General features: G+C 73.6%; 21 protein-coding genes. 7 read left to right on the forward strand and 14 right to left on the reverse strand.

Annotated elements, in window-relative coordinates:
- Window positions 1-11: 11 nt before the first annotated feature.
- Entirely contained in the window at window positions 12-794 is a 783-nt protein-coding gene (locus tag QOL15_RS16050; protein WP_071246221.1) for an HAD family phosphatase, read from the reverse strand.
- A gap of 226 nt (window positions 795-1,020) precedes the next feature.
- Here QOL15_RS16050 and QOL15_RS16055 point away from each other — a divergent pair, with 226 nt between their 5' ends.
- On the forward strand, window positions 1,021-2,358 hold the full coding sequence (locus tag QOL15_RS16055) for an APC family permease (RefSeq protein WP_071246219.1): 1,338 nt from the start codon (window positions 1,021-1,023) through the stop codon (window positions 2,356-2,358).
- Window positions 2,359-2,541: 183 nt separating this feature from the next.
- Here QOL15_RS16055 and QOL15_RS16060 read toward each other — a convergent pair whose 3' ends face one another.
- The 10 genes from QOL15_RS16060 to QOL15_RS16105 form a co-directional block, all read right to left on the reverse strand.
- Window positions 2,542-3,264, reverse strand: a complete 723-nt coding sequence (locus tag QOL15_RS16060) for an alpha/beta hydrolase (RefSeq protein WP_071246004.1) — start codon at window positions 3,262-3,264, stop codon at window positions 2,542-2,544.
- 2 nt (window positions 3,265-3,266) lie between these two features.
- Entirely contained in the window at window positions 3,267-4,538 is a 1,272-nt protein-coding gene (locus QOL15_RS16065; RefSeq protein WP_305404875.1) for a GNAT family N-acetyltransferase, read from the reverse strand.
- Between the two features lie 176 nt (window positions 4,539-4,714).
- Complete coding sequence (locus QOL15_RS16070; RefSeq protein ID WP_071245995.1) at window positions 4,715-5,176, reverse strand: hypothetical protein; 462 nt, start codon at window positions 5,174-5,176, stop codon at window positions 4,715-4,717.
- 53 nt (window positions 5,177-5,229) lie between these two features.
- Window positions 5,230-5,925 (reverse strand): response regulator transcription factor, encoded by a 696-nt coding sequence (locus QOL15_RS16075; protein WP_071245993.1) that lies wholly within the window; start codon window positions 5,923-5,925, stop codon window positions 5,230-5,232.
- Window positions 5,922-8,417 carry an ATP-binding protein gene (locus QOL15_RS16080; protein ID WP_065964315.1) on the reverse strand — a complete coding sequence of 832 codons (2,496 nt, stop codon included), beginning with the start codon at window positions 8,415-8,417 and terminating at the stop codon, window positions 5,922-5,924. Before QOL15_RS16080 ends, QOL15_RS16075 begins: the two co-directional genes overlap by 4 nt.
- A gap of 249 nt (window positions 8,418-8,666) precedes the next feature.
- Window positions 8,667-9,269, reverse strand: a complete 603-nt coding sequence (kdpC, locus tag QOL15_RS16085) for a potassium-transporting ATPase subunit KdpC (RefSeq protein WP_071245991.1) — start codon at window positions 9,267-9,269, stop codon at window positions 8,667-8,669.
- A 4-nt stretch (window positions 9,270-9,273) separates the two neighbouring features.
- The gene (gene kdpB / locus QOL15_RS16090) at window positions 9,274-11,370 is read right to left on the reverse strand and encodes a potassium-transporting ATPase subunit KdpB (protein WP_065964710.1); all 2,097 of its coding nucleotides are present in this window, start codon (window positions 11,368-11,370) and stop codon (window positions 9,274-9,276) included.
- Window positions 11,371-11,399: 29 nt separating this feature from the next.
- Window positions 11,400-13,091, reverse strand: coding sequence for a potassium-transporting ATPase subunit KdpA (gene kdpA, locus QOL15_RS16095; RefSeq protein ID WP_071245989.1), 1,692 nt, complete (start codon window positions 13,089-13,091; stop codon window positions 11,400-11,402).
- On the reverse strand, window positions 13,091-13,180 hold the full coding sequence (locus tag QOL15_RS16100) for a potassium-transporting ATPase subunit F (protein ID WP_058729515.1): 90 nt from the start codon (window positions 13,178-13,180) through the stop codon (window positions 13,091-13,093). Before QOL15_RS16100 ends, kdpA begins: the two co-directional genes overlap by 1 nt.
- The gene (locus QOL15_RS16105) at window positions 13,177-13,314 is read right to left on the reverse strand and encodes a hypothetical protein (protein ID WP_171898837.1); all 138 of its coding nucleotides are present in this window, start codon (window positions 13,312-13,314) and stop codon (window positions 13,177-13,179) included. Before QOL15_RS16105 ends, QOL15_RS16100 begins: the two co-directional genes overlap by 4 nt.
- Before the next feature lie 121 nt (window positions 13,315-13,435).
- On the opposite strand from QOL15_RS16105, the gene QOL15_RS16110 reads away from it, so the two are divergent.
- Window positions 13,436-14,539 carry an Abi family protein gene (locus tag QOL15_RS16110; protein WP_253181720.1) on the forward strand — a complete coding sequence of 368 codons (1,104 nt, stop codon included), beginning with the start codon at window positions 13,436-13,438 and terminating at the stop codon, window positions 14,537-14,539.
- Here QOL15_RS16110 and QOL15_RS16115 read toward each other — a convergent pair whose 3' ends face one another.
- Window positions 14,540-15,487, reverse strand: coding sequence for a YafY family protein (locus QOL15_RS16115; RefSeq protein ID WP_071245988.1), 948 nt, complete (start codon window positions 15,485-15,487; stop codon window positions 14,540-14,542).
- A 61-nt stretch (window positions 15,488-15,548) separates the two neighbouring features.
- On the opposite strand from QOL15_RS16115, the gene QOL15_RS16120 reads away from it, so the two are divergent.
- On the forward strand, window positions 15,549-15,968 hold the full coding sequence (locus QOL15_RS16120) for a VOC family protein (protein WP_065964700.1): 420 nt from the start codon (window positions 15,549-15,551) through the stop codon (window positions 15,966-15,968).
- Between the two features lie 128 nt (window positions 15,969-16,096).
- Here the strand turns inward: QOL15_RS16120 and QOL15_RS16125 are convergent, their stop codons facing one another.
- Window positions 16,097-16,984 (reverse strand): putative RNA methyltransferase, encoded by an 888-nt coding sequence (locus QOL15_RS16125; RefSeq protein WP_083393884.1) that lies wholly within the window; start codon window positions 16,982-16,984, stop codon window positions 16,097-16,099.
- A gap of 72 nt (window positions 16,985-17,056) precedes the next feature.
- Here QOL15_RS16125 and QOL15_RS16130 point away from each other — a divergent pair, with 72 nt between their 5' ends.
- The 4 genes from QOL15_RS16130 to QOL15_RS16145 all read left to right on the forward strand — a co-directional run bounded on the left by QOL15_RS16130 (window position 17,057) and on the right by QOL15_RS16145 (window position 23,320).
- On the forward strand, window positions 17,057-17,668 hold the full coding sequence (locus QOL15_RS16130; protein ID WP_071245984.1) for a hypothetical protein: 612 nt from the start codon (window positions 17,057-17,059) through the stop codon (window positions 17,666-17,668).
- A gap of 195 nt (window positions 17,669-17,863) precedes the next feature.
- Entirely contained in the window at window positions 17,864-18,598 is a 735-nt protein-coding gene (locus tag QOL15_RS16135; protein WP_175473799.1) for a 4'-phosphopantetheinyl transferase, read from the forward strand.
- Between the two features lie 54 nt (window positions 18,599-18,652).
- On the forward strand, window positions 18,653-22,180 hold the full coding sequence (car, locus tag QOL15_RS16140; protein ID WP_071245982.1) for a carboxylic acid reductase: 3,528 nt from the start codon (window positions 18,653-18,655) through the stop codon (window positions 22,178-22,180).
- A 213-nt stretch (window positions 22,181-22,393) separates the two neighbouring features.
- The gene (locus QOL15_RS16145; RefSeq protein ID WP_139197333.1) at window positions 22,394-23,320 is read left to right on the forward strand and encodes an aldo/keto reductase family oxidoreductase; all 927 of its coding nucleotides are present in this window, start codon (window positions 22,394-22,396) and stop codon (window positions 23,318-23,320) included.
- Window positions 23,321-23,380: 60 nt separating this feature from the next.
- On the opposite strand, the gene QOL15_RS16150 is transcribed toward QOL15_RS16145, so the two are convergent.
- Window positions 23,381-23,581, reverse strand: coding sequence for a hypothetical protein (locus QOL15_RS16150; protein WP_139197331.1), 201 nt, complete (start codon window positions 23,579-23,581; stop codon window positions 23,381-23,383).
- Between the last annotated feature and the right edge of the window lie 3 nt (window positions 23,582-23,584).

The following is a 23,584-nucleotide window of genomic DNA, read 5'->3' on the forward strand; positions in this document are numbered from 1 at the left end:
GGCGCGGCGCGCTACCGCCCGGCTGGCTGGTCCGTGCTCGTGGTCGCGTCCGGCAGCTCGCCGAGCAGGTCGGCGAGGTCGGTGACGACGACGTCGGCACCGTGCTCGCGCAGGGCGTCGGCACCGGCACCGCGGTCGACGCCGACGACGAGCCCGAAGGCACCGTTGCGGCCGGCTTCGACCCCGCTCGTGGCGTCCTCGACGACGACGCACTCGGCGGCGGTCAGCCCGAAGCGGCCCGCGGCGTCGAGGTAGGTGTCCGGCGCTGGCTTGCCCGCGAGGCCGTCCTGTCGTGCGACGAGGCCGTCGACCACGACCGGGAAGCGGTCGAGGATCCCCGCGGTCCGCAGCACCTGCGTGGCGTTCGCGGAGCTCGACACGACCGCGACGTGCATGCCGGCGTCGATCGCGGCGGTCAGGAACCGCAACGAGCCGGGGTAGGGCTCGACGCCGTGCTCGGTGAGCTCGGCCGTGAACTCGGCGTTCTTGCGGTTCCCGAGCCCGCACACGGTGTCGGCGTCGGGTGCGTCGTCGGGGGTGCCCTCGGGCAACTCGATGCCGCGCGAGGCGAGCAGCGTGCGCACACCGTCGTAGCGGGGCTTGCCGTCGATCGAGGCGAAGTAGTCCTGCTCGGTGTACGGGGCCACCCCGTGCGCCGCGAGGTACGGCGTGAAGAGCCGGCTCCAGGCGCGCATGTGCACGTCCGCGGTGGGGGTGAGGACGCCGTCCAGGTCGAACAGGAGCGCTCGTGTGTCGGCGAGTCGCGCTGGTGTGCGCCGGTCCGGCGTCGTCATGGCATCCTCCGCGTGCATCGTGCTGTCTCGGTATGACGTCGTCGTCGTGTGCTCAGGCGAGTCTAGGACCGGGCCGGGTCCGCCGTTCCGGTGCCGCACGCACCTGTGGACAGCGTTCACCGGTCCGACGCCTGTGGAGGAACGGACAACCGCCTGCGCCCAGTGGACGTTCCGGGAGCCCGGTGAGGCCCCCTCGGTGACGCTGACCGGGACGGAAGGCACCACCATGACCAGCGACACCGCCGCACGCCCCCAGGGCGAGACCGGCTCGAAGCTCCAGCAGGCGATCACCGGCCCCCTGCTCTACCTGTTCATCCTCGGCGACGTCCTGGGCGCCGGCATCTACGCCCTGATGGGGACGCTCTCGAAGGACGTCGGCGGCGCACTGTGGGCACCGCTCGTCCTCGCGCTGCTCCTCGCCCTGCTCACCGCCGGGTCCTACGCCGAGCTCGTGACGAAGTACCCCAAGGCGGGCGGTGCCGCGGTCTTCGCCGAGCGGGCCTACAAGGTGCCGATCGTGTCGTTCCTGGTCGGCTTCAGCATGCTCGCCGCCGGGGTCACGAGCGCCGCCGGGCTGTCCCTGGCCTTCGCCGGCGACTACCTCGGCACGTTCGTCGACCTGCCGCCGGTGCCGACCGCGATCGTGTTCCTGGCCCTCGTCGCGTGCCTGAACGCCCGCGGCATCTCGGACTCGCTGAAGAGCAACGTCGTCATGACCATCATCGAGGTGTCCGGCCTCGTCATCGTCGTCGTGGTCGTCGCGGTGATGCTCGGCGGTGGCGGCGGTGACGTCTCGCGCGTCGGGGCCTTCCCGGCCGAGGCGAACCCGGCCCTCGCGACCCTGAGCGCCGCGATCGTCGCCTACTACTCGTTCGTGGGCTTCGAGACGTCGGCGAACGTCGCCGAGGAGGTCCGCGAGCCCCGCAAGGTCTACCCGAAGGCCCTGTTCGGCGCCCTCGCGACCGCCGGTGTCGTCTACGTGCTCGTCGGCCTCGCCAGCTCGATCGCCCTGCCCGCGTCGGAGCTCTCCGACTCGAGCGGCCCGCTGCTCGCCGTCGTGTCCGCGTCGGGCGTGCCGATCCCCGACTGGGTGTTCAGCCTGATCGCGCTCGTGGCCGTCGCGAACGGCGCCCTGCTCACGATGATCATGGCGAGCCGCGTGACCTACGGCATGGCCGAGCAGCGGCTGCTGCCGAGCCTGCTCGGCAAGGTCCTGCCGAACCGGAAGACCCCGTGGACCGCCATCGTCGCGACCACCGTCGTCGCGATGCTGCTCACGCTCGTCGGCGACGTCGGCACGCTCGCCGAGACGGTCGTCCTCCTGCTGCTGATCGTGTTCATCAGCACGAACGTCGCGGTGCTCGTGCTGCGGAAGGACAAGGTCGAGCACGACCACTTCCGGGTCTGGACCGCCGTGCCGGTGCTCGGTGTGGCCTCGTGCATCCTGCTGCTCACGCAGCAGAGCGGGCAGGTCTGGCTGTACGCCGCGGTGCTGCTGCTCGTGGGCGTGGTCCTGTACGTGGTGGCGCGCCTCACGCGCCGCCGCGAGCGCACCGCGGCGTAGGGACGCGGACGGGAGGCGCATGACGGGCCGGTCACGCGCCTCCCGTCCGGTGCGTGTCGGCCTGGAGGCGCAGTGCGGGCCGGTCACGCGCCTCCGGCCGCGTTCGTGGCGGACGGGAGGCACGGGGCGGACCCGCTCCGTGCCTCCCGTCCGTCGTCCGGTCGCGTCAGCCGTCCGGACGTGTCAGCCGAGGGTGCGGACCCAGTCCTCGATCGCCGCGGCGATCTCGCTGCGCGCCTGCGCGCGCGGGATCGTCGCCGTCCCGTCACCGGGCTGGTCGCCGTAGGCGCCGAAGTCCGCGTGGTTCGCGCCGACGACCTCGACCGTCCGCACGTCCGCCGGCAGCTTCCCGCGCGCAGCGGCGACCTTCGCCGGGGTCGACAACCCGTCGCGTGACCCGGAGACGCTCAGCACGTCGAGGTCGGTGTCCGACAGGTCGTCCGCGCAGTAGCTGCCGAGGAGCAGGAGCCCGCCGGCCTCTCGGGCGAGCTGGCACGCACGGACCCCGCCGAGGGAGTGCCCGCCGACGGCCCACGTGGTGACCCGCGGTGCGTGCGCCTCGAACGTCGACAGCGGACGCGTGTCGAAGAACGCCAGGTTGAGCGTCGGCTTCGTGATGACGACCGTCGTCCCCGCGGCGACCACCTGCCGGAACGTCGCCATGTAGGCGTACGGGTCGACCTTCGCGCCGGGGACGAACACGATCCCCTTCCCGTCCGCGGTGCCGGTGGGGGTCATCACGACGGCGTCGCCGGCGTCCCGGACGGCCACGCGGTCGTCCCGCCAGACCTGCAGCGCTGCGCTGCGGGTGCCCGGCATCACGATGTGCGCGTACACGAGGAACGCCACCACGAGCAGGACGACGACGGTCAGGACCCAGGCGGTCCCTCGCAGGGCACGGTGCACGGTCAGTCCTCCTCCGGCCGGTGGGCCGTGACGGTCAGCCAGCGCTCGTCGGCGCCGGGACGGGTGGTCTCGCGGACGTGCACGCCGTGCCAGCCGGCTGCGGACACGACGGCGGCGAGGGCGTCCTCGGTCCAGTAGGTGAACCAGCGCGGGTCGTCGAGCTTGCGGTCGCTCCAGCCGGCACCGTCGCCGCGCTTGACCGTGGCGGCGAGGACCCCGCCCGGGCGGACCGCGCGGCGGGCACGTTCGAGGACGGGGCCGGTGGCGTCCCGGTCCACGTGCAGCAGGACGGCGTTCGCGAACACGGCGTCGTAGGGTCCGCCCCAGCCTGCGGCGGTGCCGGGCCGGGCGTCGTCGTCGGGCCGGGCGTCGTCGGGCCGGGCGCCTTCGTCCGGTCCGACGTCGTCGCGCCGGACGCCTTCGTCCGGTCCGACGTCGTCGCGCCGGACGCCTTCGTCCGGTCCGACGTCGTCGCGCCGGACGTCGAGCAGGCGGGCGTCGTGTCCGGCCGCGCGGAGCCGGTCGACGAACGCCGCGGCGCCGTCGGTCCGGTCGACCCGCAGTCCGGCGGCCTCGAGCGCGTCGGCGTCGCGACCGGGACCGGAGCCGAGCTCGAGGACGTGCGACCCGGCGGGCACGAGGGCGAGCAGGTCGTCGACGAGGCCCGAACGGTGGTCGTCGGTGCGGTCGGCGTACCGGTCGGCCCCGCGTTCGTAGGCGAGCAGGGTGCGCTCCGCCGCGAGGTCGCGGGACATCACGAGCTCGTGTCGGCCGTCGGGCAGCACGTCACCGAGGGTGTCGGTGCGGGCGAACCCGGCGCGCTCGTAGCTGCGGCGGGCGCGGTCGTTGTCGGGCATCACGGAGAGCTCGAGGTGCTCGGCGCCGTGCTCGGCCATCGCGCGGGCGACGGCGTCGATGAGCTGCCGGGCGACGCCGCTGCCGCGGGCCTCCGGGGCGACCCACATCGAGATGAGCTCGGCCCGGCGGGGGTCGTCGACGTCGGGCACACCGGTGGCCATGCCGATGACGTGGTCGTGGTCGTGGCGTGCGTGGTCGTGCTCGTGCTCGTGCTCGTGCTCGTGCTCGGTGTCGACCGCGAGCAGGTCCACCGCGTCCGGCAGCGACAGACGGGTGCGCCAGCGGCCCTCGGGGGCGTCCTGCCAGTCGGCGAGGGTCGAGCCGAACGCGTCGGGCGCCTCGGCGAGCGCCGCCAACCGGACCGTCCGCCACTCCTGCCAGTCGTCCGCCGTCACCCGGCGCAGCGCGATCGTCACGGCTCGACGGTACCGTCCGGCGTCGTCCGGTCGCGTCGATGGAGCAGACGATGTCGGGTGGGGCGGCCGCACCCGACATCGTCTGCTCCATCCGCGGAAGGGAGCGGGACAGTACGGGACGGAGCGGGACCGAGGCAGGCGAGCGGGTGCCGGGCGTCAGGAGCCGGGGCGTTGCGTCACCGCGTCGCTGCCTCGTCCAGCTCGGCGAACGTGGCCGCGTACCGCTCCCGCACGGCGGCCCACCCGTGCGCACCGACGAGGTCCGCGACGTCCACCGCGCGGAAGATCCCCGCCTGGTGCAGCGGCTCGGACGTCCCGGGCAGCCGGAGCTCCTGGCGGAAGCTGCCGTCCTGCCGGTCGAAGCGCAGGGTGTGCCGGGCGACGTCGTCGTCCCAGTCCGCCGACGGCCACGAGATGAAGTCGACCTCGACCGGGCCCGAGCGGACGTCGGCGGTGGCGACGTAGCTGCCGTGGTGGTCCTCGCCGGGCGACAGGATCGTGTACGACCCGTTCGCCCGGTAGACCAGGACGGCCTCGGCGAAGGGCTTGCCGTCGAACAGCCGGGTGTAGCGCAGGGCCTGCGCGTGGACGGGGGCAGCGAGGGGGACCGACACGGCCCCGGACGGTGACTCGGTCATGCCGACACGGTAGCGAGCGGCACGCCGCGGGCGGAAGGGCCCGCGGCGCGGGGTCAGCCGCCGGTCGGGTCGAACCGGTACCCCATCCCCGACTCGGTCACCAGGTACCGCGGGTGCGACGGCTCCGGCTCGAGCTTCCGCCGCAGCTGCGCCATGTACAGCCGCAGGTACCCGGAGTCGTTGCCGTGCGTCGGGCCCCACACCTCGGTGAGGAGCATCTCGCGGGTCATCAGCCGCCCGGGGTTCGTCACGAGCACCTCGAGCAGCCGCCACTCGGTCGGGGTGAGCCGGATCGCGGGCCCCGTCGGCGGCGTGACCTGCTTCGCGACGAGGTCGACCACGAGGTCGCCGACCGCCACGGTGGGGGTCGCCCCGGCGGTCGCCGCTGCCGTGGCCTGCCGTCGGCCGAGGGCGCGGAGCCGGGCGAGCAGCTCGTCCATCTGGAACGGTTTCGTCACGTAGTCGTCCGCGCCGGCGTCGAGCGCGTCCACCTTGTCGGACGAGTCGGTCCGGCCGGAGAGCACCAGCACGGGGACCTGCGACCAGGCGCGGATGCCCTCGAGCACCCCGATGCCGTCGAGCCGGGGCATCCCCAGGTCGAGCAGGACGATGTCCGGGCGCTCGGTGATCACGGCGTCGATCGCGGCGCGGCCGTCCCGCGCGGTGGCGACCTCGTACCCGCGGGCGGCGAGGGTGACGGCGAGCGCCCGGACGAGCTGGGCGTCGTCGTCGGCGATCAGGACCTTCATGCTCGGACCTCCACGCCCACGTGCCCCGCGATCGGCAGCCGCACGACGACGGTGAGTCCGCCGCCGGGGGTGTCGTCCACCTCGATCGTGCCGCCCATCCCCTCGGTGAACCCCCGCGCCAGGGCGAGCCCCAGCCCGAGCCCGGTCTCGTTGTCGGTGTCGCCGAGCCGCTGGAACGGCTGGAACACCTCGTCGCGCCGGTCCTCGGGGATGCCCGGCCCGTGGTCGGCCACGCGCAGTTCGACGCCGCCGCCGAAGGCGCTCGCCGCGATCCGGACGCGCGTGCCCTCGGGGGCGTAGCGCGAGGCGTTGGCGAGCAGGTTCACGACGACGCGCTGCAGCAGGACCGGGTCAGCCAGGACCGGCGGCAGCTCGCCCGGCAGGTCGAGGTCGACGTCGTCCGGGCCGAGCTCGAGTTCGTCGAGAGCGGGGGCGACGACCGTCTCGAGGGCGGTTGGCAGCGGGGTCACGGCGAGCACCCCGGCCTGCACGCGACTGACGTCCAACAGGTCGGCCAACAGCACCGCGAGCTGGCGCAGGCTCTCGTCGGCGGTCGTGAGCAGCGCCTCCCGGTCGGTGTCGGTGAGCTCGATGTCGGAGGCGCTCAGCGTCTGCACGGCGGCCGAGGCCGCCGCGATCGGGCGACGGACGTCGTGGCCGACGGCCGCCAGGAGGGCGCTGCGGACGCGGTCCGCGGCCGCGATGCGCTCCGCGTCGACCGCGGTGCGCGTGAGCCGGCGGTGTTCCACCGCGGCGTCGAGCTGCTGCTCGACGACCCGCAGCAGCCGTCGTTGGGTCGGGTCGTCGGGTGCGCCCGCGAACTCCAGGACGGCGCCGGACGGGAGGCTCGTGGTCGCGTCCGGCGTGCCCTCGAACGTCCCGGACGTGGCCGGGACCTCGTCGCCCTGCCGGATCCGCACGCCGGTGAAGCCGAACGCCTCGCGCGTGCGGTCGAGCAGCGCCTGCAGGGCGTCGTCGCCACGGAGGACGCTGCCGGCGATGCCGACGAGGAGCCCGGACTCGGCTGCCGCACGGCGTGCCTCGCGGCTCCGCCGGGCCGACCGGTCGACCACGAAGCTGACGAGCACGGCGCTGATCACGTACATCACGAGGGCCACGAGGTGCCACGGCTGCTGGACGGTGACCTGGTAGAGGGGTTGCACGAAGAAGAAGTCGAGGCTCAGCCCGGACAGCACCGCGGCGAACACGGCGGGCCACATCCCGCCCACCAGGGCCACGACGAGCACGAGCAGCTGGTACGCGAGCACGTCGACCGTGATCGAGTCCGGGTCGTCCGTGCGCGACAGGAGCCAGGTGAGCAGCGGCCCGACGGTGAGCGACAGGACGAACGCCGCGGCGATCCGGGCGCGGGACAGGCTGCCGCCGAGCTTCGGCAGGGCGAACCCGCCGCCGGCGCGCTCGTGCGTCACGACGTGCACGTCGATGTCGCCGGACTCCTGGATGACCGTGTTGCCGATGCCCGGTCCGGTGATGGCGGCGGCCAGACGCGAGCGACGGCTGACCCCGATGACGATCTGCGTCGCGTCGACCGACCGGGCGAACCGGACGAGGGTGGACGGCACGTCGTCGCCGACGACCTGGTGGTACGTCCCGCCGAGCTGCTCGAGCAGGGCGCGCTGCTTGCCGAGCGCACCGGGGTGGCGGACCCGGAGGCCGTCGTTCGTCGTGACGTGCACGGCGGCGAGCTCTCCGCCGGCGCTCCGGGCGGCGATGCGGGCGCCGCGGCGCAGGAGCGTCTCGCCCTCGGGGCCGCCGGTCAGTGCGACGAGCACGCGTTCGCGGGTCTCCCAGCGGTGGTCGATGCCGTGCTCGGCGCGGTAGGCCTTGAGCGCGTCGTCGACCTCGTCGGCGAGCCAGAGCAGGGCGATCTCGCGCAGGGCGGTGAGGTTGCCGAGCCGGAAGTAGTTGGACAGCGCGGCGTCGATCCGGGCGGCCGGGTACACCAGCCCGTCGGAGAGCCGCTCGCGCAGGGAGGCCGGGGCGAGGTCGACGACCTCGATCTGGTCGGCCGCGCGGACCACGGCGTCGGGGACGGTCTCGCGCTGCACCGTGCCGGTGATCTCGCGGACGACGTCGCCGAGGGACTGCATGTGCTGGATGTTCACCGTCGAGATGACGCTGATGCCCGCGGCGAGGAGCGCCTGGACGTCCTGCCAGCGCTTCTCGTTCCGGCTGCCGGGCGCGTTCGTGTGCGCGAGTTCGTCGACGAGGGCGACGTCGGGGGCGCGGGCGATCACCGCGTCGAGGTCCATGTCGTCGAGGGCGACCCCGCGGTGCTCGACGACCCGGCGGGGGACGACCTCGAGCCCGTCGACCAGGGCGGCGGTGGCGGCACGCTCGTGGGTCTCGACGACGGCGACCACCACGTCGCGGCCCTCGGCCTGCATGCGGTGCCCTTCCTCGAGCATCGTGAACGTCTTGCCGACGCCGGGGGCCGCGCCGAGCAGGACCCGCAGTTTGCCTCGCTTCACGGGCTCATCCTCTCGCTGTTCGGTCGGTGGTGGGGTGGCGGTGGCGGCTGGCGCGGGGTGGTGGCGCGGGGCGGTGGTGGCGCGGCGCGGGGTGGTGGCAGCTGGCGCGGGGTGGTTCGACGTGCGTCTGCACAACCGGGAGCACGTCGCGCCACGAGATTCCGTGGTGCGAGGTGCTTCCGGTTGTGCGGGCCGCAGCAGCGCGGGGCGCGACCACGGCCGCAACCACGGCCGCGCCCCGCCCCCGCGTCAGCGCGTCGCCGCGAGCGCCAGGTTCAGCTCGAGCACGTTGACGACCGGCTCCCCGAGGAACCCGAGCTGCCGGGCCTCGGTGTGCTCGTCGACGAGCGTGCGGACGGCGTCCTCGGACAGCCCGCGGGCCGAGGCCACCCGGGACACCTGCTGGAGCGCGTACTCCGGGCTGATGTCCGGGTCGAGGCCCGAGCCCGAGGCGGTGACCGCGTCGGCCGGCACCTCGGCGGCGCTGACCCCGTCGGCCTTCGCCACGGCGGCGCGGCGCTCCTCGACCGCCTTGAGCAGGTCGGGGTTCGACGGGCCGAGGTTCGAGCCGGACGAGGCGTTCGCGTCGTAGCCCTCCTCGCCCGCGGCGCTCGGGCGCGACTGGAACCAGCGGTCGGCGCCCTTGCCGTCGAACGACTGCCCGATGAGGGACGAGCCGACGACCTTGCCGGAGGAGTCGGTGACCATCGACCCGTTCGCCTGGTCGCGGAAGGCGGCCTGGCCGACGCCCCACACCGCGAGCGGGTAGACGACACCGAGGACGACGGTGGACAGGAGGGTGAGGCGGATCGCCACACCGGTGGAGCGGAAGGTGGACCGTACAGATGCCATTGGACTAGAACCCCGGGATGAGACCGACGACGAGGTCGATCAGCTTGATGCCGACGAAGGGGACGATGACGCCGCCGAGCCCGTAGACGAGCAGGTTGCGTCCGAGGACGGACGACGCAGAGGCCGCCCGGTAGCGCACGCCCCGCAGGGAGAGCGGGATGAGCGCCACGATGACGAGGGCGTTGAAGACGACCGCGGACAGGATCGCGGACGACGGGCTGTGCAGTCCCATGACGTTGAGCGCCGCGAGGCCGGGGAACGCCGCCTGGAACATGGCCGGGATGATCGCGAAGTACTTCGCGACGTCGTTGGCGATCGAGAAGGTCGTCAGCGCACCGCGGGTGATGAGCAGCTGCTTGCCGATCCGGACGACGTCGATGAGCTTCGTCGGGTCGGAGTCGAGGTCGACCATGTTGCCGGCCTCCTTCGCAGCGGTGGTGCCGGTGTTCATCGCCACGCCGACGTCCGCCTGTGCCAGGGCCGGGGCGTCGTTCGTGCCGTCGCCGGTCATGGCGACGAGGTTGCCGCCCTCCTGCTCCCGCTTGATGAGCGCGAGCTTGTCCTCCGGGGTGGCCTCGGCGAGGTAGTCGTCCACCCCGGCCTCGGCGGCGATCGCCTTGGCGGTGCGCGGGTTGTCGCCGGTGATCATCACCGTGCGGATGCCCATGCTGCGGAGCTCGGCGAACCGGGCGGCCATGCCCTCCTTGACGACGTCCTTCAGGTGCACGACGCCGAGCAGCGCCACGGTCCCGGAGGCGTCGCGCCGTCCGACGACGAGCGGCGTCCCGCCCTGGTCGGAGACCTCGGCGACGGTGGCGTCCACCGAGGCGACGACCGCGGCGTCCGCGGACCCGGCCCAGGCGAGCACGGCGGCCGCGGCGCCCTTGCGGATCTGCGAGCCGTCGGCCAGGTCGAGGCCGGACATGCGGGTCTGCGCCGTGAACGGCACCTCGACCGCGCCGGCGGGCGTCCCGGGTGCGACCCCGTCTGCTGCCGCGAGCGTGACGATGGACCGTCCCTCGGGGGTGCTGTCGGCGGCGCTCGACAGCGCTGCCGCCTCCATGAGCGTCGTGACGGTCACGCCGGGCACCGGGACGACGCGGGACGCCTGGCGGTTGCCGTAGGTGATCGTGCCGGTCTTGTCGAGCAGCAGCGTGGTGATGTCACCGGCGGCCTCGACCGCGCGGCCCGACATCGCCAGGACGTTGTGCTGCACGAGCCGGTCCATGCCGGCGATGCCGATCGCGGAGAGCAGCGCGCCGATGGTGGTCGGGATGAGGCAGACGAGCAGGGCGATGAGCACGGGCACGCTGACCGTGGCGCCGACGAGGCCCGCGATGGGCTGCATCGTGAGGCAGACGATCACGAACACGATCGACAGCGACGCGAGCAGGATGTTCAGCGCGATCTCGTTCGGCGTCTTCTGGCGGGCGGCACCCTCGACGAGCCGGATCATCCGGTCGATGAAGGTCTCGCCGGGCGTGGACGTGATGCGCACCACGATCCGGTCGGACAGCACCCGGGTGCCGCCGGTCACCGCGCTGCGGTCACCGCCCGACTCCCGGATGACGGGCGCGGACTCGCCGGTGACGGCCGACTCGTCGACGCTCGCGATGCCGTCGATGACGTCGCCGTCGCCCGGGACCACCTCACCGGCGACGACGACCACGACGTCGCCCTTGGCGAGGTCGACGGAGGCCAGCTCCTCGGTCTCGGCCCGCAGGGCGGCCGGGTCGCCGGCCGCGTCGTACCCGCGGACGCGCCGTGCGCTCGTGGTGGAGCGGGTCTTGCGGAGGGTGTCGGCCTGCGCCTTGCCGCGGCCCTCGGCCACGGCCTCGGCCAGGTTGGCGAAGACCACCGTCAGCCAGAGCCACACCGCGATCGCGGTGGTGAACGCGGACGGCTCGACGAAGGCGGTCACCGTGGTGAGCGCGGCACCGACCTCGACGATGAACATGACGGGGTTGCGCCACATCAGGCGCGGGTCGAGCTTGCGCAGGGCGCCCGGGAGGCCCGCCGCCAGTTGGCGGGGCCCGAAGGCGGACGAGGTGGTCGGCCGGGAGGCGGTGGTCGCCTCCGGCGCGTCGGTCACGGTGGTCATTGCAGTGTCCTCGGACATCGGCTGGGCGTTCATCGGGCGAGTGCTTCCGCGAGCGGTCCGAGAGCGAGGACCGGGAAGTAGGTGAGGGCGGTGACGATCACGGCGACCGCACCGAGCAGGCCGATGAACAGCGGCCGGTGCGTGGGCAGCGTGCCGCTGGTCGCGGGCACCTTGTCCTGGGCGGCGAGCGACCCGGCGAGCGCCAGGACGAGCGCGATCGGGATGAACCGACCGAGCAGCATCACGACGCCGAGCGCGGAGTTCATCCACGTGGTGTTCGCGGTGAGCCCACCGAACGCCGACCCGTTGTTGTTCGCGCCCGAGGTGAAGGCGTACAGCAACTCGGAGAGCCCGTGGTTGCCCGGGTTGAACAGGCTCGTGCCGAGGACCTGCTCACGGACGCCCGGGATCACCAGGGACAGTCCGGTGCCGAGCAGCACCAGGGTCGGCGTGACCAGGATGTACAGCGCGGCGAAGGTCATCTCGCGGGCGCGGATCTTCTTGCCGAGGTACTCCGGGGTGCGACCGACGAGGAGCCCGCCGATGAACACCGTGATGACCGCGAGCACGAGCATCCCGTACAGGCCGGAGCCGACACCGCCGGGGCTGATCTCGCCGAGCATCATGTTGAGGAGCGCCATCATGCCGCCGATCGGCGTGAAGCTGTCGAACATGCCGTTCACGGCGCCCGTGGACGTCGCGGTCGAGGTCGTGCCGAAGAGGGTCGTGCCGAGGATGCCGAACCGCATCTCCTTGCCCTCCATCGCCGCGCCCGCCGCCTGGGTGGCGCTGCCGCCGCCGGCGAGTTCGGCGATCGACATCACCGAGAGCGACACGAGGAAGATCGCGCCCATCACGGCGAGGATCGCGGTGCCCTGGCGGCCGTCGCCGACGAGCCGCCCGAAGGTGCGCGGGAGCGAGAACGGGATGACGAGCATGAGGAAGACCTCGACGAGGTTCGTCCACGCCTGCGGGTTCTCGAACGGGTGCGCCGAGTTCGCGTTGAAGTAGCCGCCACCGTTCGTGCCGAGCTCCTTGATCGCCTCCTGCGACGCGACGAAGCCGTCCGGGATGTGCTGCGTCCCGCCGGCGAGGGTGGTGACGTCGATCCCGGCGCCCCAGGACTGCACGACGCCCCCGGCGACGAGCACGAGCGCGAACACGAACGCGCCGGGCAGGAGCAGGCGACCCGTGCCGCGCACGACGTCGACCCAGACGTTGCCGAGCGTGCCCGACTTCCGGCGGGCGAACCCGCGGACCAGGGCGACGGCGACGGCGAGGCCGACCGCGGCGGACAGGAAGTTCTGCACCGCGAGGCCCGCCATCTGCACGGTGTAGCCGACGGTGGCCTCGGGCGAGTAGGACTGCCAGTTCGTGTTCGCGACGAACGACGCCGCCGTGTTGAACGCGAGCGACGGCCCGACGTCCGGCAACCCGAGGTTCCCCGGCAGCACCACCTGGATGCGCTGCAGCAGGTAGACGACGAGGAGCCCGACGACGCTGAACAGCAGCACGCCCCGCAGGTACGCGGGCCAGGACTGCTCGGCGTCGGGGTCGACCCCGATCACCCGGTACACGCCGCGCTCGATGCGGGCGTGCTTCGTCGGCGTGTAGACGTGCGCCATCCAGTCCCCGACCGGGCGGTAGGAGACGACGAGGAGCAGGACGAGCGTCGCGACCTGGGCGATGCCGGCCCAGGTGTCGGCGGCGGAGCCGGCCATCAGAAGCGCTCCGGGTGGACCAGGGCCCACACCAGGTAGACGACTGAGGCGATGCCGAGGACGGCGGCGGCGATGGTGACGACGATCACAGTCGCTCCACCCCCTTGGCGATGAGTGCCACCACACCGAACACGGCGAGGACACCGGCGACGACGAAGACGTCGAACACGAGGGACTCCAGGGTTGCTGCGTGGTCCGCGTCGGGTGACGCTGACCGCACCACGTGTGGTGCGGAACCGATGCTGGATCCGGCACCGCGCCTCCAGGCCGGTCCTAACGGGTTCCTGACGGCCTGCTGTCGGACGCATGCGCCGCCCTAACGACCGACGCGGCGCGAGCCGCGGATGCTCAGCCTCGTTGCCGAGGCCGGGGCGACGCTGGTACCCTTGCAGCATCACGATCGGCCCGCTCGCCTGACGGCTCGGGCCGATTTTCTTGTCCCGGGGGGAGACGAGGTGCCCTACACGAAGCCGTGGCTGTCGATCGACGACCAGATCGGGATCCTTCGCCGCCGAGGACTCGTCATCCCGGACGTCGAACGCGCGGCGGCCGTGCTGCACGAGGTGGGGTACTACCGGCTCACCGGCTACCTCTACCCGCTCCGGCAGTCCCACACGGTGATCGATGAGCGCGGACGAGCGTCGGTCGTCGTCGAGGAGCAGTACCGCGTCACTGCCCGGTTCGACCACGCCTGCGAACTGATCGCCTTCGATCGAGCGCTGCGCTTGCTGGTCCTCGAGGCCGTGGAACGGGTCGAAGTCGCTATCCGCACCAGGCTCGCGCACGTCCTCGGTCGGCTGTCGCCGTTCGCCCACGAGGATCCAGCAGCATTCAGTGCGGCCTTCACCGCCTCGGGATCGGACCCCGACCGGCGCAGCGAACACCAGCGGTGGCTGGGCCGGCTCGAGGACCGGAAGGGCCGTTCGGATGAGTCGTTCGTGACGCACTTCCGCGATCGGTACGACGGACACATGCCCGTCTGGGTCGTCGTCGAGTTGCTCGAACTCGGGCAGGTGTCGCGGCTGTACGGCGGGCTCCGGAACGATCTCGCCACCGAAGTCGCCGCGGCGTTCTCGGTTCCGACGAAACAGTTGATGCGGAGCTGGCTCGCGTCCGTCAACTACGTGCGCAACGTCGCTGCCCACCACTCGCGGTTGTTCAACCGCAAGCTTGTCGTCGCTCCCAAGCGCCCGACCGCGGCGCAGGTCCCGGCGCTCGCACACCTCGGTTCCGGATCGGCACCGAAGCGTTTCGGCGTCTACGAGGTCTTGGCAGTCCTGGCGCATCTGCTCGATGCCGTGCCTTCCGACGAGGACTGGCAGGTGCGGACGGCGGCACTCCTGTCGTCCTTCCCGGACATCGACGGGATCGACGTCGGCTCGACCGGTGCAGATCCGGCATGGCTCCAAGAGCCGCTCTGGAACCCCCGGCAGACCCGCGCCGTCTGATCAGCCACGACCGGCGTCGAGCAACCGTGCCGCGAGCGCCTCCACCGCGACCCGCAGCTCCTCCGGCCCCTCGACCGTGAACGGCACCGTCGTCCCGGCGAGCACCCCAGCGAGTCCGTCCCACGACCACGACCCGAGCGTCACCCGCCGGCGACCCTCCCCCGTGGGCTCGACGACGGCGTCCTCCGGCAGGAACGGTGCGATCCGCTCGGCGTCCGCGGCCGTCATGAGTACCGACCCGGTGCACGGCCACACGTCCTCGGTCGACGAGCCCCGGAACCGTGCCGAGACGAACGCCGTGACGTCGCCACCCGGGACCGGTCGCGGGGTGAACGCCAGCCGGGTGGGCATCCGCGGCACGATCCGGTCGACGCGGTAGGTGCGCCAGTCGTCGTGCTCGGGGTCCCACGCGAGCAGGTACCAGCGGCCGTTCCGCGCGACGACCGCGTGCGGCTCGACGCGGTGCGGGGTGTCCCGCTCGCCGTAGCCGAAGCGCAGGACCTCGTGGCGGCGGACGGCCTCACCGACGGCGACGAGCACCTCGGGGTCGACGCGGGTCCGCCCCGGCGCGGCCACGGCGTCCACCAGGTCGACCCGGTTCCGCAGCCGTTCGGGCATCACCTGGCGCACGGTGGCGAGCGCCCGGGTCGCGGCCTCGGCGATGTCGGCGCCCGAGGCCGGGGCGACCGCGAGGGCGAGGGCGATCGCGACGGCCTGCTCGTCGTCGAAGAGCAGCGGCGGCAGGTCCGAACCGGCGGCGAGCCGGTAGCCGCCCGCGGGTCCGCGCACCGACTCCACGCGGTACCCGAGGTCCCGGAGCCGGTCGACGTCGCGGCGGAGCGTGCGCGGGCTGACGGCCAACCGGGTCGCGAGTTCGTCGCCGGCCCAGTCGCGGTGCACCTGCAGCAGGGAGAGCAGCGACAGCATGCGCGAGGACGGTCCGGACATGCCTCCATCCTCGTCCGGGTTGCGGTCACGATCTGACCGCAACGCCCGACACACTCCTGCCATGAGCATCGAGACGACCACACACCTCAACTTCGACGGCCAGGCCCGCGCGGCCCTGGACCACTACGCGACGGTCTTCGGCGGGACCGTGACCGCCGCGACCTACGGCCAGATGGGCGCATCGCAGGACCCCGCATGGACCGACCGCATCGTGTTCGGCCAGGTCACCACCGAGGCCGGTCTCCGGATCATGGCGTTCGACGTCTGGCCGGACCAGCCCTACGACCAGGGCACGAACGCCTTCTACGTCTTCGTGCACGGTGACGACGCGGACGAGGTCACGCGCTACTGGGAGGCCCTGTCCGACGGCGCCGAGGTGCGCCAGCCCCTCGCACCGACGCCGTGGGCGCCGCTCGCGGGACAGCTGCGCGACCGGTTCGGCGTCGTCTGGCAGCTCGACGTCGCGGCACCGCAGGCCTGACGTTCGGCCACGGATGGAGCAGACGACGTCGGGTACCGAGCGCGGACCCGACGTCGTCTGCTCCGTCGACGTGGAGGCCCGCACTCCGCCGGCGTGTGCAGGCCCGCAAGCCGTCGGCGCGGAGGCCCTCAGCCCGCGGGCGTCCAGGTGCTGACCGTCACGGCGGCGGTGACGGTCGTGGGCGCGAAGGCCTGGTCCGGGTCGACGTGGTGGTGGCTCGGCCCCATGTGCACGACGTCGTGCACGTCCTCGGCGGTCAGGTCCATCGTCCACGTCAGGTCGTCCGAGCTCCGCAGCGCGAACGACGGCGTCAGCGAGTCGTGCAGCCGTCGCTCCTTCTCCGGGTCCACGGCGATCGTCGCCTCGGCGAGCTCCGCCAGGTGGCCGGGCCGCGGGGTCACCACCGCCAGGACCCCCGCCGGGTGCAGCACGCGGGCGTACTCCCGCTGGTTGCGCGGCGCGAACACGTCCAGCACGACGGCGGCTGCGTCGTCGACGACCGGGAGGCGCTCGGTCACGTCCCCGACGACGGCTCCCGCCCGCGCGTGCACCCGTGCGGCGCGACGGATCGCCACCGCGGACAGGTCCAGCGCGACCCCGAGGCGGGCCGCGACGGCCCCTGCCGGGGCCGGGCCGCGCCTCCCGTCCGGGTCCGGCGCGTCAGCACCGCCGGCCGCGTCGTCGGCGACCGCGTCGAGCGCGTGGGCGAGGTAGGTCCCGGGACCGGACCCGACGTCGAGCACGACGCCCGGGGCGGTGGCGTCGGCGACGACCGCGGCGAGCGCCCGCTCGACGGGCCGGTAGTGCCCGCGGCCGAGGAACCGCACGCGGGCGTCGACCATCGCGGGGGTGTCCGCCGTGAGCGCGCGGCGCTTCGCGGGGAGGAGCGTGAGGTGGCCCTGCTTCGCCTCGTCGTACCGGTGACCCGTCGCGCACCCGACCGATCCGTCCGCGACGCGGGCGAGCGGCTCGGCGCAGACGGGGCAGGCGAGCACGGGGAGGAGGTCGTCGCGCACCCCCACAGCGTACGCAGCGTGTGGACGGCGGGCCGTCACGCCAGCGTGAGCGGTCCTCGGTAGCGTCGGGACATGGCCGTCATCCACCACGCAACCCTCCGACCGACCAAGGCCGAGGCCCTCGCAGCCTGGCTGCCCGCGCAGCCGTGGAGCGGGCTGTCCGCCGGGGAGTCCGTCGAGGTCGTGACGCGCTTCCGGTTCGACGACCCTGCGGGCGAGGTCGGCGTCGAGGTGATCGTCGTGCGGACCCCGGACGGCCGACTGCTGCACACGCCGTTGACGTACCGCGGTGCGCCGCTCGAGGGTGCCGGCGCGCACCTCGTGACCGAGATGGACCACTCGGTGCTCGGTCGCCGGTGGGTGTACGACGCGGTGGGCGACCCGGTCTACGCCGACGTCGTGCGCCGGGCGATCGTCACGGGCGGCCACGAGGCCGACCTCGAGCGCGCGGACGGCTCCGGGACGTTCGACAAGGAGGCGACGGCGGTGGGCAGCGGCTCGGCGTCGGACTCCCCCACCGTGACCCGGGTCGAGGCGCACACCGACGGCACCGAGACCACGGTGCGGACCGACCACGGCGACCTTGTCGTGCTGCGGGTGGTCGGGCTGCCGGTGCCGGACGGCCAGACCCTCACCGCGTCGTGGGCGGACGACCACGCGGTCGTCGCGGTGCTGCCCGCCTGAGACCCGCGTGGCGCCCCGATCGGGTGCGCCGCGCTCCGGCACGGTCGCCGTCGCCGTCGCCGCCGCCGTCGCCGCCGCCGTCGCCGTCGCCGTCGCCGTCGCCGTCGCCGTCCATGCTCCTGAGCGTGTGCCCGACCCCGCCCCGGGACGTGCCCCGTCCGGGGGACTCCGAGGGAACCGGCGTCTGATTGCAATGTGCAACTTCGACGACGTGACCCCTGGGCGGCGCTCCTGCCCGCCTCGGTGGTCGTCGTCGCCACGACCCACGACCTCGACGGTCCGCTGACCGACGACGAGCGCACGGCGGTCGCCACGGCACTGCCGGCCCGTCGCGCGGAGTTCACGACCGGTCGTGTGCTCGCCCGCCGTGCCTGCGCGGCCACGGGGATCGACGCGCCGTCCATCCCCGTCGCACGGAGCGGCGCACCCGTGTGGCCCGACGGTGTCGTCGGCGCGATCACGCACTGCGCCGGACTCCGCGCGTGCGCCGTCGGTCGGTCCGTCGAACACGCCGGGATCGGCATCGACGCGACCCCCGCCCGACCGCTGCCCGCGGGGGTGCTCGAGCGCATCGCGGACCTCGACAGCACGCCCGTCCGGGCCGGTCTCGACGCCCTCCGCCGATCCGGTGGTGAGAGTCCGGACAGTGTGCTGTTCGCCGCGTCCGAGGCGGTCGCGAAGGCACGGACGACGGCCCACGGCGGCTGGTTCGGGATCGACGGCGCACGCGTGGTGCTGCGTCCGGACGGCACCTTCGTGGCGACCGCCCGACGGGGCCCGGCGTTCACAGCCACGGGCGGGTGGGCGGTGGACCGGGGGACGGTGCTGGCGGGGACGGTGCTGGCCCGGGACGTGCCGGGCGGGGACGTGCCGGACGGGGGTGTGCCGGGCTGGGACGCACCGGACGGGGGCGGGGACGGCGCTCGCTGAGCGCCGGGACGGGTGCGCAGGGGCGCGCTCGACGGAACGACGAAGGGACGAACGATGGAGCAGCCAGTGCAGGCACACGACGTGCAGGGACGGGGCGAGCAGGGGCTCGTGGACACCTCGGTCGAGGCGGTGTTCGCACAGCACGCCGACCGACCCGCCCTGCGGCACCGGGACGGCGCGACCGTCACGGACACGAGCTACCGGGAGCTGTGGGAGCGGGCGGGCGCGGTGGCGGCGGCCCTCGGTGAGACCGTCACGCCCGGGGACCGGATCGCGGTGCTCGGCGCCCCGACCGCCGACCTCCTGACGCTCGACCTGGCCGCGTGGATCCTCGGCGCGGTGAGCGTGCCGCTGCAGGCGAGCGCACCCGTCGGGGCGCTCCGCGCGATCGTCGACGAGACCGAGCCCGTGTGGCTCGGCGTCACGGCGGAGCACGCGGCGACGGCCCGGGCGGTGACCGAGGAGACGGACGCCGACGTGCGGACGGTGCTGCTCGACGGCACCGGCAGCGAGGACGGTGACGGTGACGGCAGCGGAGACAGCGCCGGCAGCGCGGACGGCGACGGCAGCGACACCGCTGCCGCCCCCGCGACCCTGGAGGCGCTCGTGCGCCGCGGTGCCGGGCGCCCCCGTCCGACCCCGTGGCAGCCCGCGCCGGGCGAGGACCCGCTCGCGCTCCTGCTCTACACGTCGGGCAGCACCGGCACCCCGAAGGGTGCGATGTACACCCGCGCCATGGTCGAGCGGCTGTGGCACGCGCTGCGCCCCGACCCCGCGGCCCCCGACGCGACGACCGCCCCGGCCGAGGCCGCCCCGGCCGCCGATGTCGTCGGCTACGCCTACCTGCCGATGAGCCACCTGACCGGCCGCGCCGCCGTGCTCGCGACCCTCGGCCGGGGCGGGACGGTGGCCCTCGCGACCTCGACCGACCTGTCGACCCTGTTCGACGACCTGCGCGTGTACACCCCGACCGAGCTGGTCCTCGTGCCGCGCGTGGCCGAGATGATCCGGCAGGAGGGCGAGCGCGAGGAGCAGCGACGGACGGCCGCGGCCGGTGCCGACTCCGACCCCGCGGCAGTCCGCGCCGCCGTGCAGGCCGACCTGCGGGTCCGTGCCCTCGGCGGTCGGGTGCGCCAGGCGATCTGCGCGAGCGCCCCGCTCACCCCCGAGCTGCGCGCGTACATCGAGGGGTGCCTCGGCACGACCCTGCACGACCTGTACGGCTCGACCGAGGCCGGCAGCATCCTCCGCGACGGCGTCGTCCAGCAGCCGCCCGTCACCGAGCACAAGCTCGTCGACGTCCCCGAGCTCGGCTACCGGGTCACCGACCGGCCGCACCCCCGCGGCGAGCTGCTCGTGAAGAGCACGGCCGTGATCCCCGGCTACTTCCGCCGCCCGGACGTCACCGCCGCGGTGTTCGACGAGGACGGCTTCTACCGGACCGGCGACGTCATGGCGCAGACCGGACCGGACACCTACGAGTACCTCGACCGCCGGAACAACGTCATCAAGCTGTCGCAGGGCGAGTTCGTCGCCGTCGCTGCGCTCGAGGCGGTGTACGGCGGCACGCCCGAGGTCCGCCAGGTCGCCCTGCACGGCGACAGCCGGCACGCGTTCCTGCTCGCCGTGGTCGTCCCCGAGGACCCGGCTGCGACCGAGCACGACGTCCTCGCCGCCCTGCAGCGCACCGCGCGCGAGAACGGTCTCGCCCCGTACGAGGTCCCCCGCGGCGTGATCGTCGAGCCGGACCCCTTCACGGTCGAGAACGGCATGCTCTCCGACGCCCGGAAGCTCCTCCGCCCGCGCTTCACCGAGCGGTACGGCGAGCGCTTCGCCGCCGTGTACGACGCCGTCGCCGAGCAGCAGAGCGGCATCCTCGTCGCCGCGCTCCGGGAACACGTGGCGGACGAGCCGACGGTCGACACCGTGGTCCGGGCCGCTCGCGAGTTCCTCGGCGCCGAGGTGTCCACCGAGACCGCCGCGGCCGCACGCTTCTCGGACCTCGGCGGGGACTCGCTGTCCGCGCTGACGTTCTCGGGGATCCTCGAGGACGTGTTCGAGGCCGAGGTCCCCGTCGGCGTCATCACCGACCCGACGAACGACCTCGCCGCCGTGGCCGCGTACGTCGAGCGCACCGCCGCCGAGGACCGACCGACCGTGACGCGCGTGCACGGTGCCGACCCGACCGTGCTGCGCGCGGAGGACCTGCGCCTCGACCGCCTGCTCGGCACGGTGCCCGAACCGGTCACCCGGGCCACGAGCGAAGGACAGGGCCCCACCAGCACCAGCACCAGCACCGACCCAGACACCAGCGCGGGCACCGGCGCCGGCACCACGCCCCGCACGGTCCTGCTCACCGGCGCGAACGGCTACCTCGGCCGCTTCACCGCGATCGACTGGCTGGAGCGGCTGGCCCCCGTCGGCGGCACCCTCGTCTGCCTGGTCCGCGGTGCCGACGACGCCGACGCCCGCCGCCGACTCGAGGCCGCGTTCACCGCCGACCCCGCCTTCGCCGCGCGCTTCGCGGAGCTCGGCGGGGCGCTCGAGGTCGTCGCCGGCGACGTCAGCGAGCACCTGCTCGGACTCGACGAGGGCCGGTGGCACGACCTCGCGGCGCGGGTGGACCTCGTCGCGCACGTCGCCGCGCTCGTGAACCACGTGCTGCCCTACACGGCGCTGTTCGGCCCGAACGTCGTCGGCACCGCCGAGGTCCTGCGCCTCGCGATCGCCGCCGGGAGCGTACCCGTGACGTTCGTGTCGAGCGTCGCGGTCGCCGGTGGTGCCCGCCCGAGCGCCACCGAGGACGTCGCACCCGACGTCCCCGCGGCGCTGCTCGAACGCGCCGACGTCCGGACGACGATCCCGACGTGGACGATCGCCGACGAGTACGCGAACGGCTACGGCGCGAGCAAGTGGGCGAGCGAGGTGCTGCTCCACGACGCGCACGAGCGGTACGGCGTGCCGGTCGCGGTGTTCCGCTCGGACATGGTCCTGGCGCACCCGCGGTGGCGCGGCCAGGTGAACCTGCCCGACGTGTTCACCCGGCTGGTCTGGAGCGTGCTGGCGACCGGGCTCGCCCCGGCGTCGTTCGTGCAGCCCGCCCCGGACGGCGGTCGGCAGCGCTCGCACTACGACGGGCTGCCGGCGGACTTCACGGCCGCCGCGATCGACGCGATCGGCGCCGCGGTCACCGAGGGGTACCGGACGTTCAACGTCGTGAACCCGCACGACGACGGCGTCTCGCTCGACACCTTCGTCGACTGGCTCGTCGAGGACGGGCACCCGGTCGAGCGGGTCGCCGACCACGCCGAGTGGGTCACGCGGTTCCGGGACGCCCTCACGGCACTGCCGGAGGAGGACCGTGCACGCTCGGTCCTGCCGCTCCTGCACGCGTTCGCCGCACCGGAGGCGCCGCACGCCGACTCGTCGATCCCCGCCGACGACTTCGCCGCCGCGGTCCGCGACGTCCGGCCGCTCGGCTCGCCGGAGATCCCGCCGCTCGACCACGCGCTCATCAGCAAGGTCGCGGACGACCTGACGTACCTGGGCCTGCTCGCCCCGGCGCACGTCGGGGCGCGCTGACGGACCGCTGACGCGTCGGACGGGAGGCGCAGTGCCCGGCCGCCACGCGCCTCCCGTCCGCCCCTGGCCACCCGTCGGACGGGAGGCGCGGTGCCCGACCGCCACGCGCCTGCCGTCCGCCCCCGGTCGCGCCGGTGCGCCCGGTGTCCCCGCGACGTCGGTGGCACCGACAGGGCCTGCCTGGTCCGGTGCGCCCCTGGCAGGATCGGGCGCGTGAAGACACTGGAGTTGCCACAGACCGACCTCACCGCGTCCGACGTCGTCGTCGGGCTCATGCGGATCACCGACATGAGCGACGAGGAGATCCGGTCGCTCTACGCCGCCTCCCGGGACGCCGGCGTCACGATGTTCGACCACGCCGCGATCTACGGCGGCTGGCACGGCTGCGAGGCCCGCTTCGGCGAGGCCGTCACGCTGTCGTCCTCCGAGCGCGAGGCGATCCAGCTGCAGACCAAGGTCGGCATCCGGCAGGGGTACTTCGACTTCTCGTACGAGCACATCGTCGAGTCGGTGCACGACTCGCTCGAGGCCCTGCGCACGGACTACGTCGACGTCCTGCTCCTGCACCGCCCCGACGCCCTGGTCGAGCCGGAGGAGGTCGCCCGCGCGTTCGACGAGCTGCACGCCGCCGGCAAGGTGCACCACTTCGGCGTCTCGAACCACACCCCCGGCCAGGTCGAGCTGCTGAAGCAGTCGGTCCGGCAGCCGCTCGCGTTCAACCAGGTGCAGCTGAGCATCACGCACGCGAACGTCATCGCGCAGGGCGTCGCCGCGAACATGGGCGGGCTCGACCAGTCCGTCGACCGGGACAACGACGTCCTCAACCACGCGCGGATGAACGGGATCACGCTGCAGGCCTGGTCGCCGTTCCAGAAGGGCTTCTTCGACGGGGTGTTCCTGGGCGACCGGGAGCAGTACGCCGAGCTGAACGACGTGCTCGACGAGGTCGCCGCGGCCCACGGGGTGACCCCGACCGGCATCGCGGTGGCGTGGATCACCCGGCACCCCGCGCACTTCCAGGTGGTGCTCGGCACGACGAACCCCCAGCGCGTCCGGGAGGCCGCGGCCGGGTCGGACGTCGTGCTGTCGCGCGAGGAGTGGTACCGGATCTTCACGGCGGCGGGGCACACCGTCCCCTGAGCCGCTGAGCTCCCCGAGGCGCTCGGTGGGGCGCCGGTCGGGGTGGCCGGCGTCGCCTGCTCAGTCCTCGGTGGGCGCGCTCGGCACGTCGACGTCCACCGGGGACACCCGGGTCGGGTCCGCCGTGGCGCCGCCGACGACGTCGAACGAGATCCCCAGCGCGGCCGCGGTGTCCGCGTCGAGCTCGAGGCCGTCCTCCGTCACCTCGTCCTCCGGGATCGCGCGGCCACCGGACGGGTCGAAGGAGTTCGCGAACGACATGCG

The sequence above is a fragment of the Curtobacterium sp. MCBA15_012 genome, assembly GCF_001864935.2.
Classification (GTDB): Bacteria; Actinomycetota; Actinomycetes; order Actinomycetales; family Microbacteriaceae; genus Curtobacterium.

Coding starts and splice junctions, on each gene's coding strand:
- QOL15_RS16050 (WP_071246221.1), bottom strand. CDS start 794: ATGACGACGCCGGACCGGCGCACACCAGCGCGACTCGCCGACACACGA.
- QOL15_RS16055 (WP_071246219.1), top strand. CDS start 1,021: ATGACCAGCGACACCGCCGCACGCCCCCAGGGCGAGACCGGCTCGAAG.
- QOL15_RS16070 (WP_071245995.1), bottom strand. CDS start 5,176: ATGACCGAGTCACCGTCCGGGGCCGTGTCGGTCCCCCTCGCTGCCCCC.
- QOL15_RS16075 (WP_071245993.1), bottom strand. CDS start 5,925: ATGAAGGTCCTGATCGCCGACGACGACGCCCAGCTCGTCCGGGCGCTC.
- kdpC (WP_071245991.1), bottom strand. CDS start 9,269: ATGGCATCTGTACGGTCCACCTTCCGCTCCACCGGTGTGGCGATCCGC.
- kdpB (WP_065964710.1), bottom strand. CDS start 11,370: ATGACCACCGTGACCGACGCGCCGGAGGCGACCACCGCCTCCCGGCCG.
- kdpA (WP_071245989.1), bottom strand. CDS start 13,091: ATGGCCGGCTCCGCCGCCGACACCTGGGCCGGCATCGCCCAGGTCGCG.
- QOL15_RS16110 (WP_253181720.1), top strand. CDS start 13,436: ATGCTCAGCCTCGTTGCCGAGGCCGGGGCGACGCTGGTACCCTTGCAG.
- QOL15_RS16115 (WP_071245988.1), bottom strand. CDS start 15,487: ATGTCCGGACCGTCCTCGCGCATGCTGTCGCTGCTCTCCCTGCTGCAG.
- QOL15_RS16120 (WP_065964700.1), top strand. CDS start 15,549: ATGAGCATCGAGACGACCACACACCTCAACTTCGACGGCCAGGCCCGC.
- QOL15_RS16130 (WP_071245984.1), top strand. CDS start 17,057: ATGGCCGTCATCCACCACGCAACCCTCCGACCGACCAAGGCCGAGGCC.
- car (WP_071245982.1), top strand. CDS start 18,653: ATGGAGCAGCCAGTGCAGGCACACGACGTGCAGGGACGGGGCGAGCAG.
- QOL15_RS16150 (WP_139197331.1), bottom strand. CDS start 23,581: ATGTCGTTCGCGAACTCCTTCGACCCGTCCGGTGGCCGCGCGATCCCG.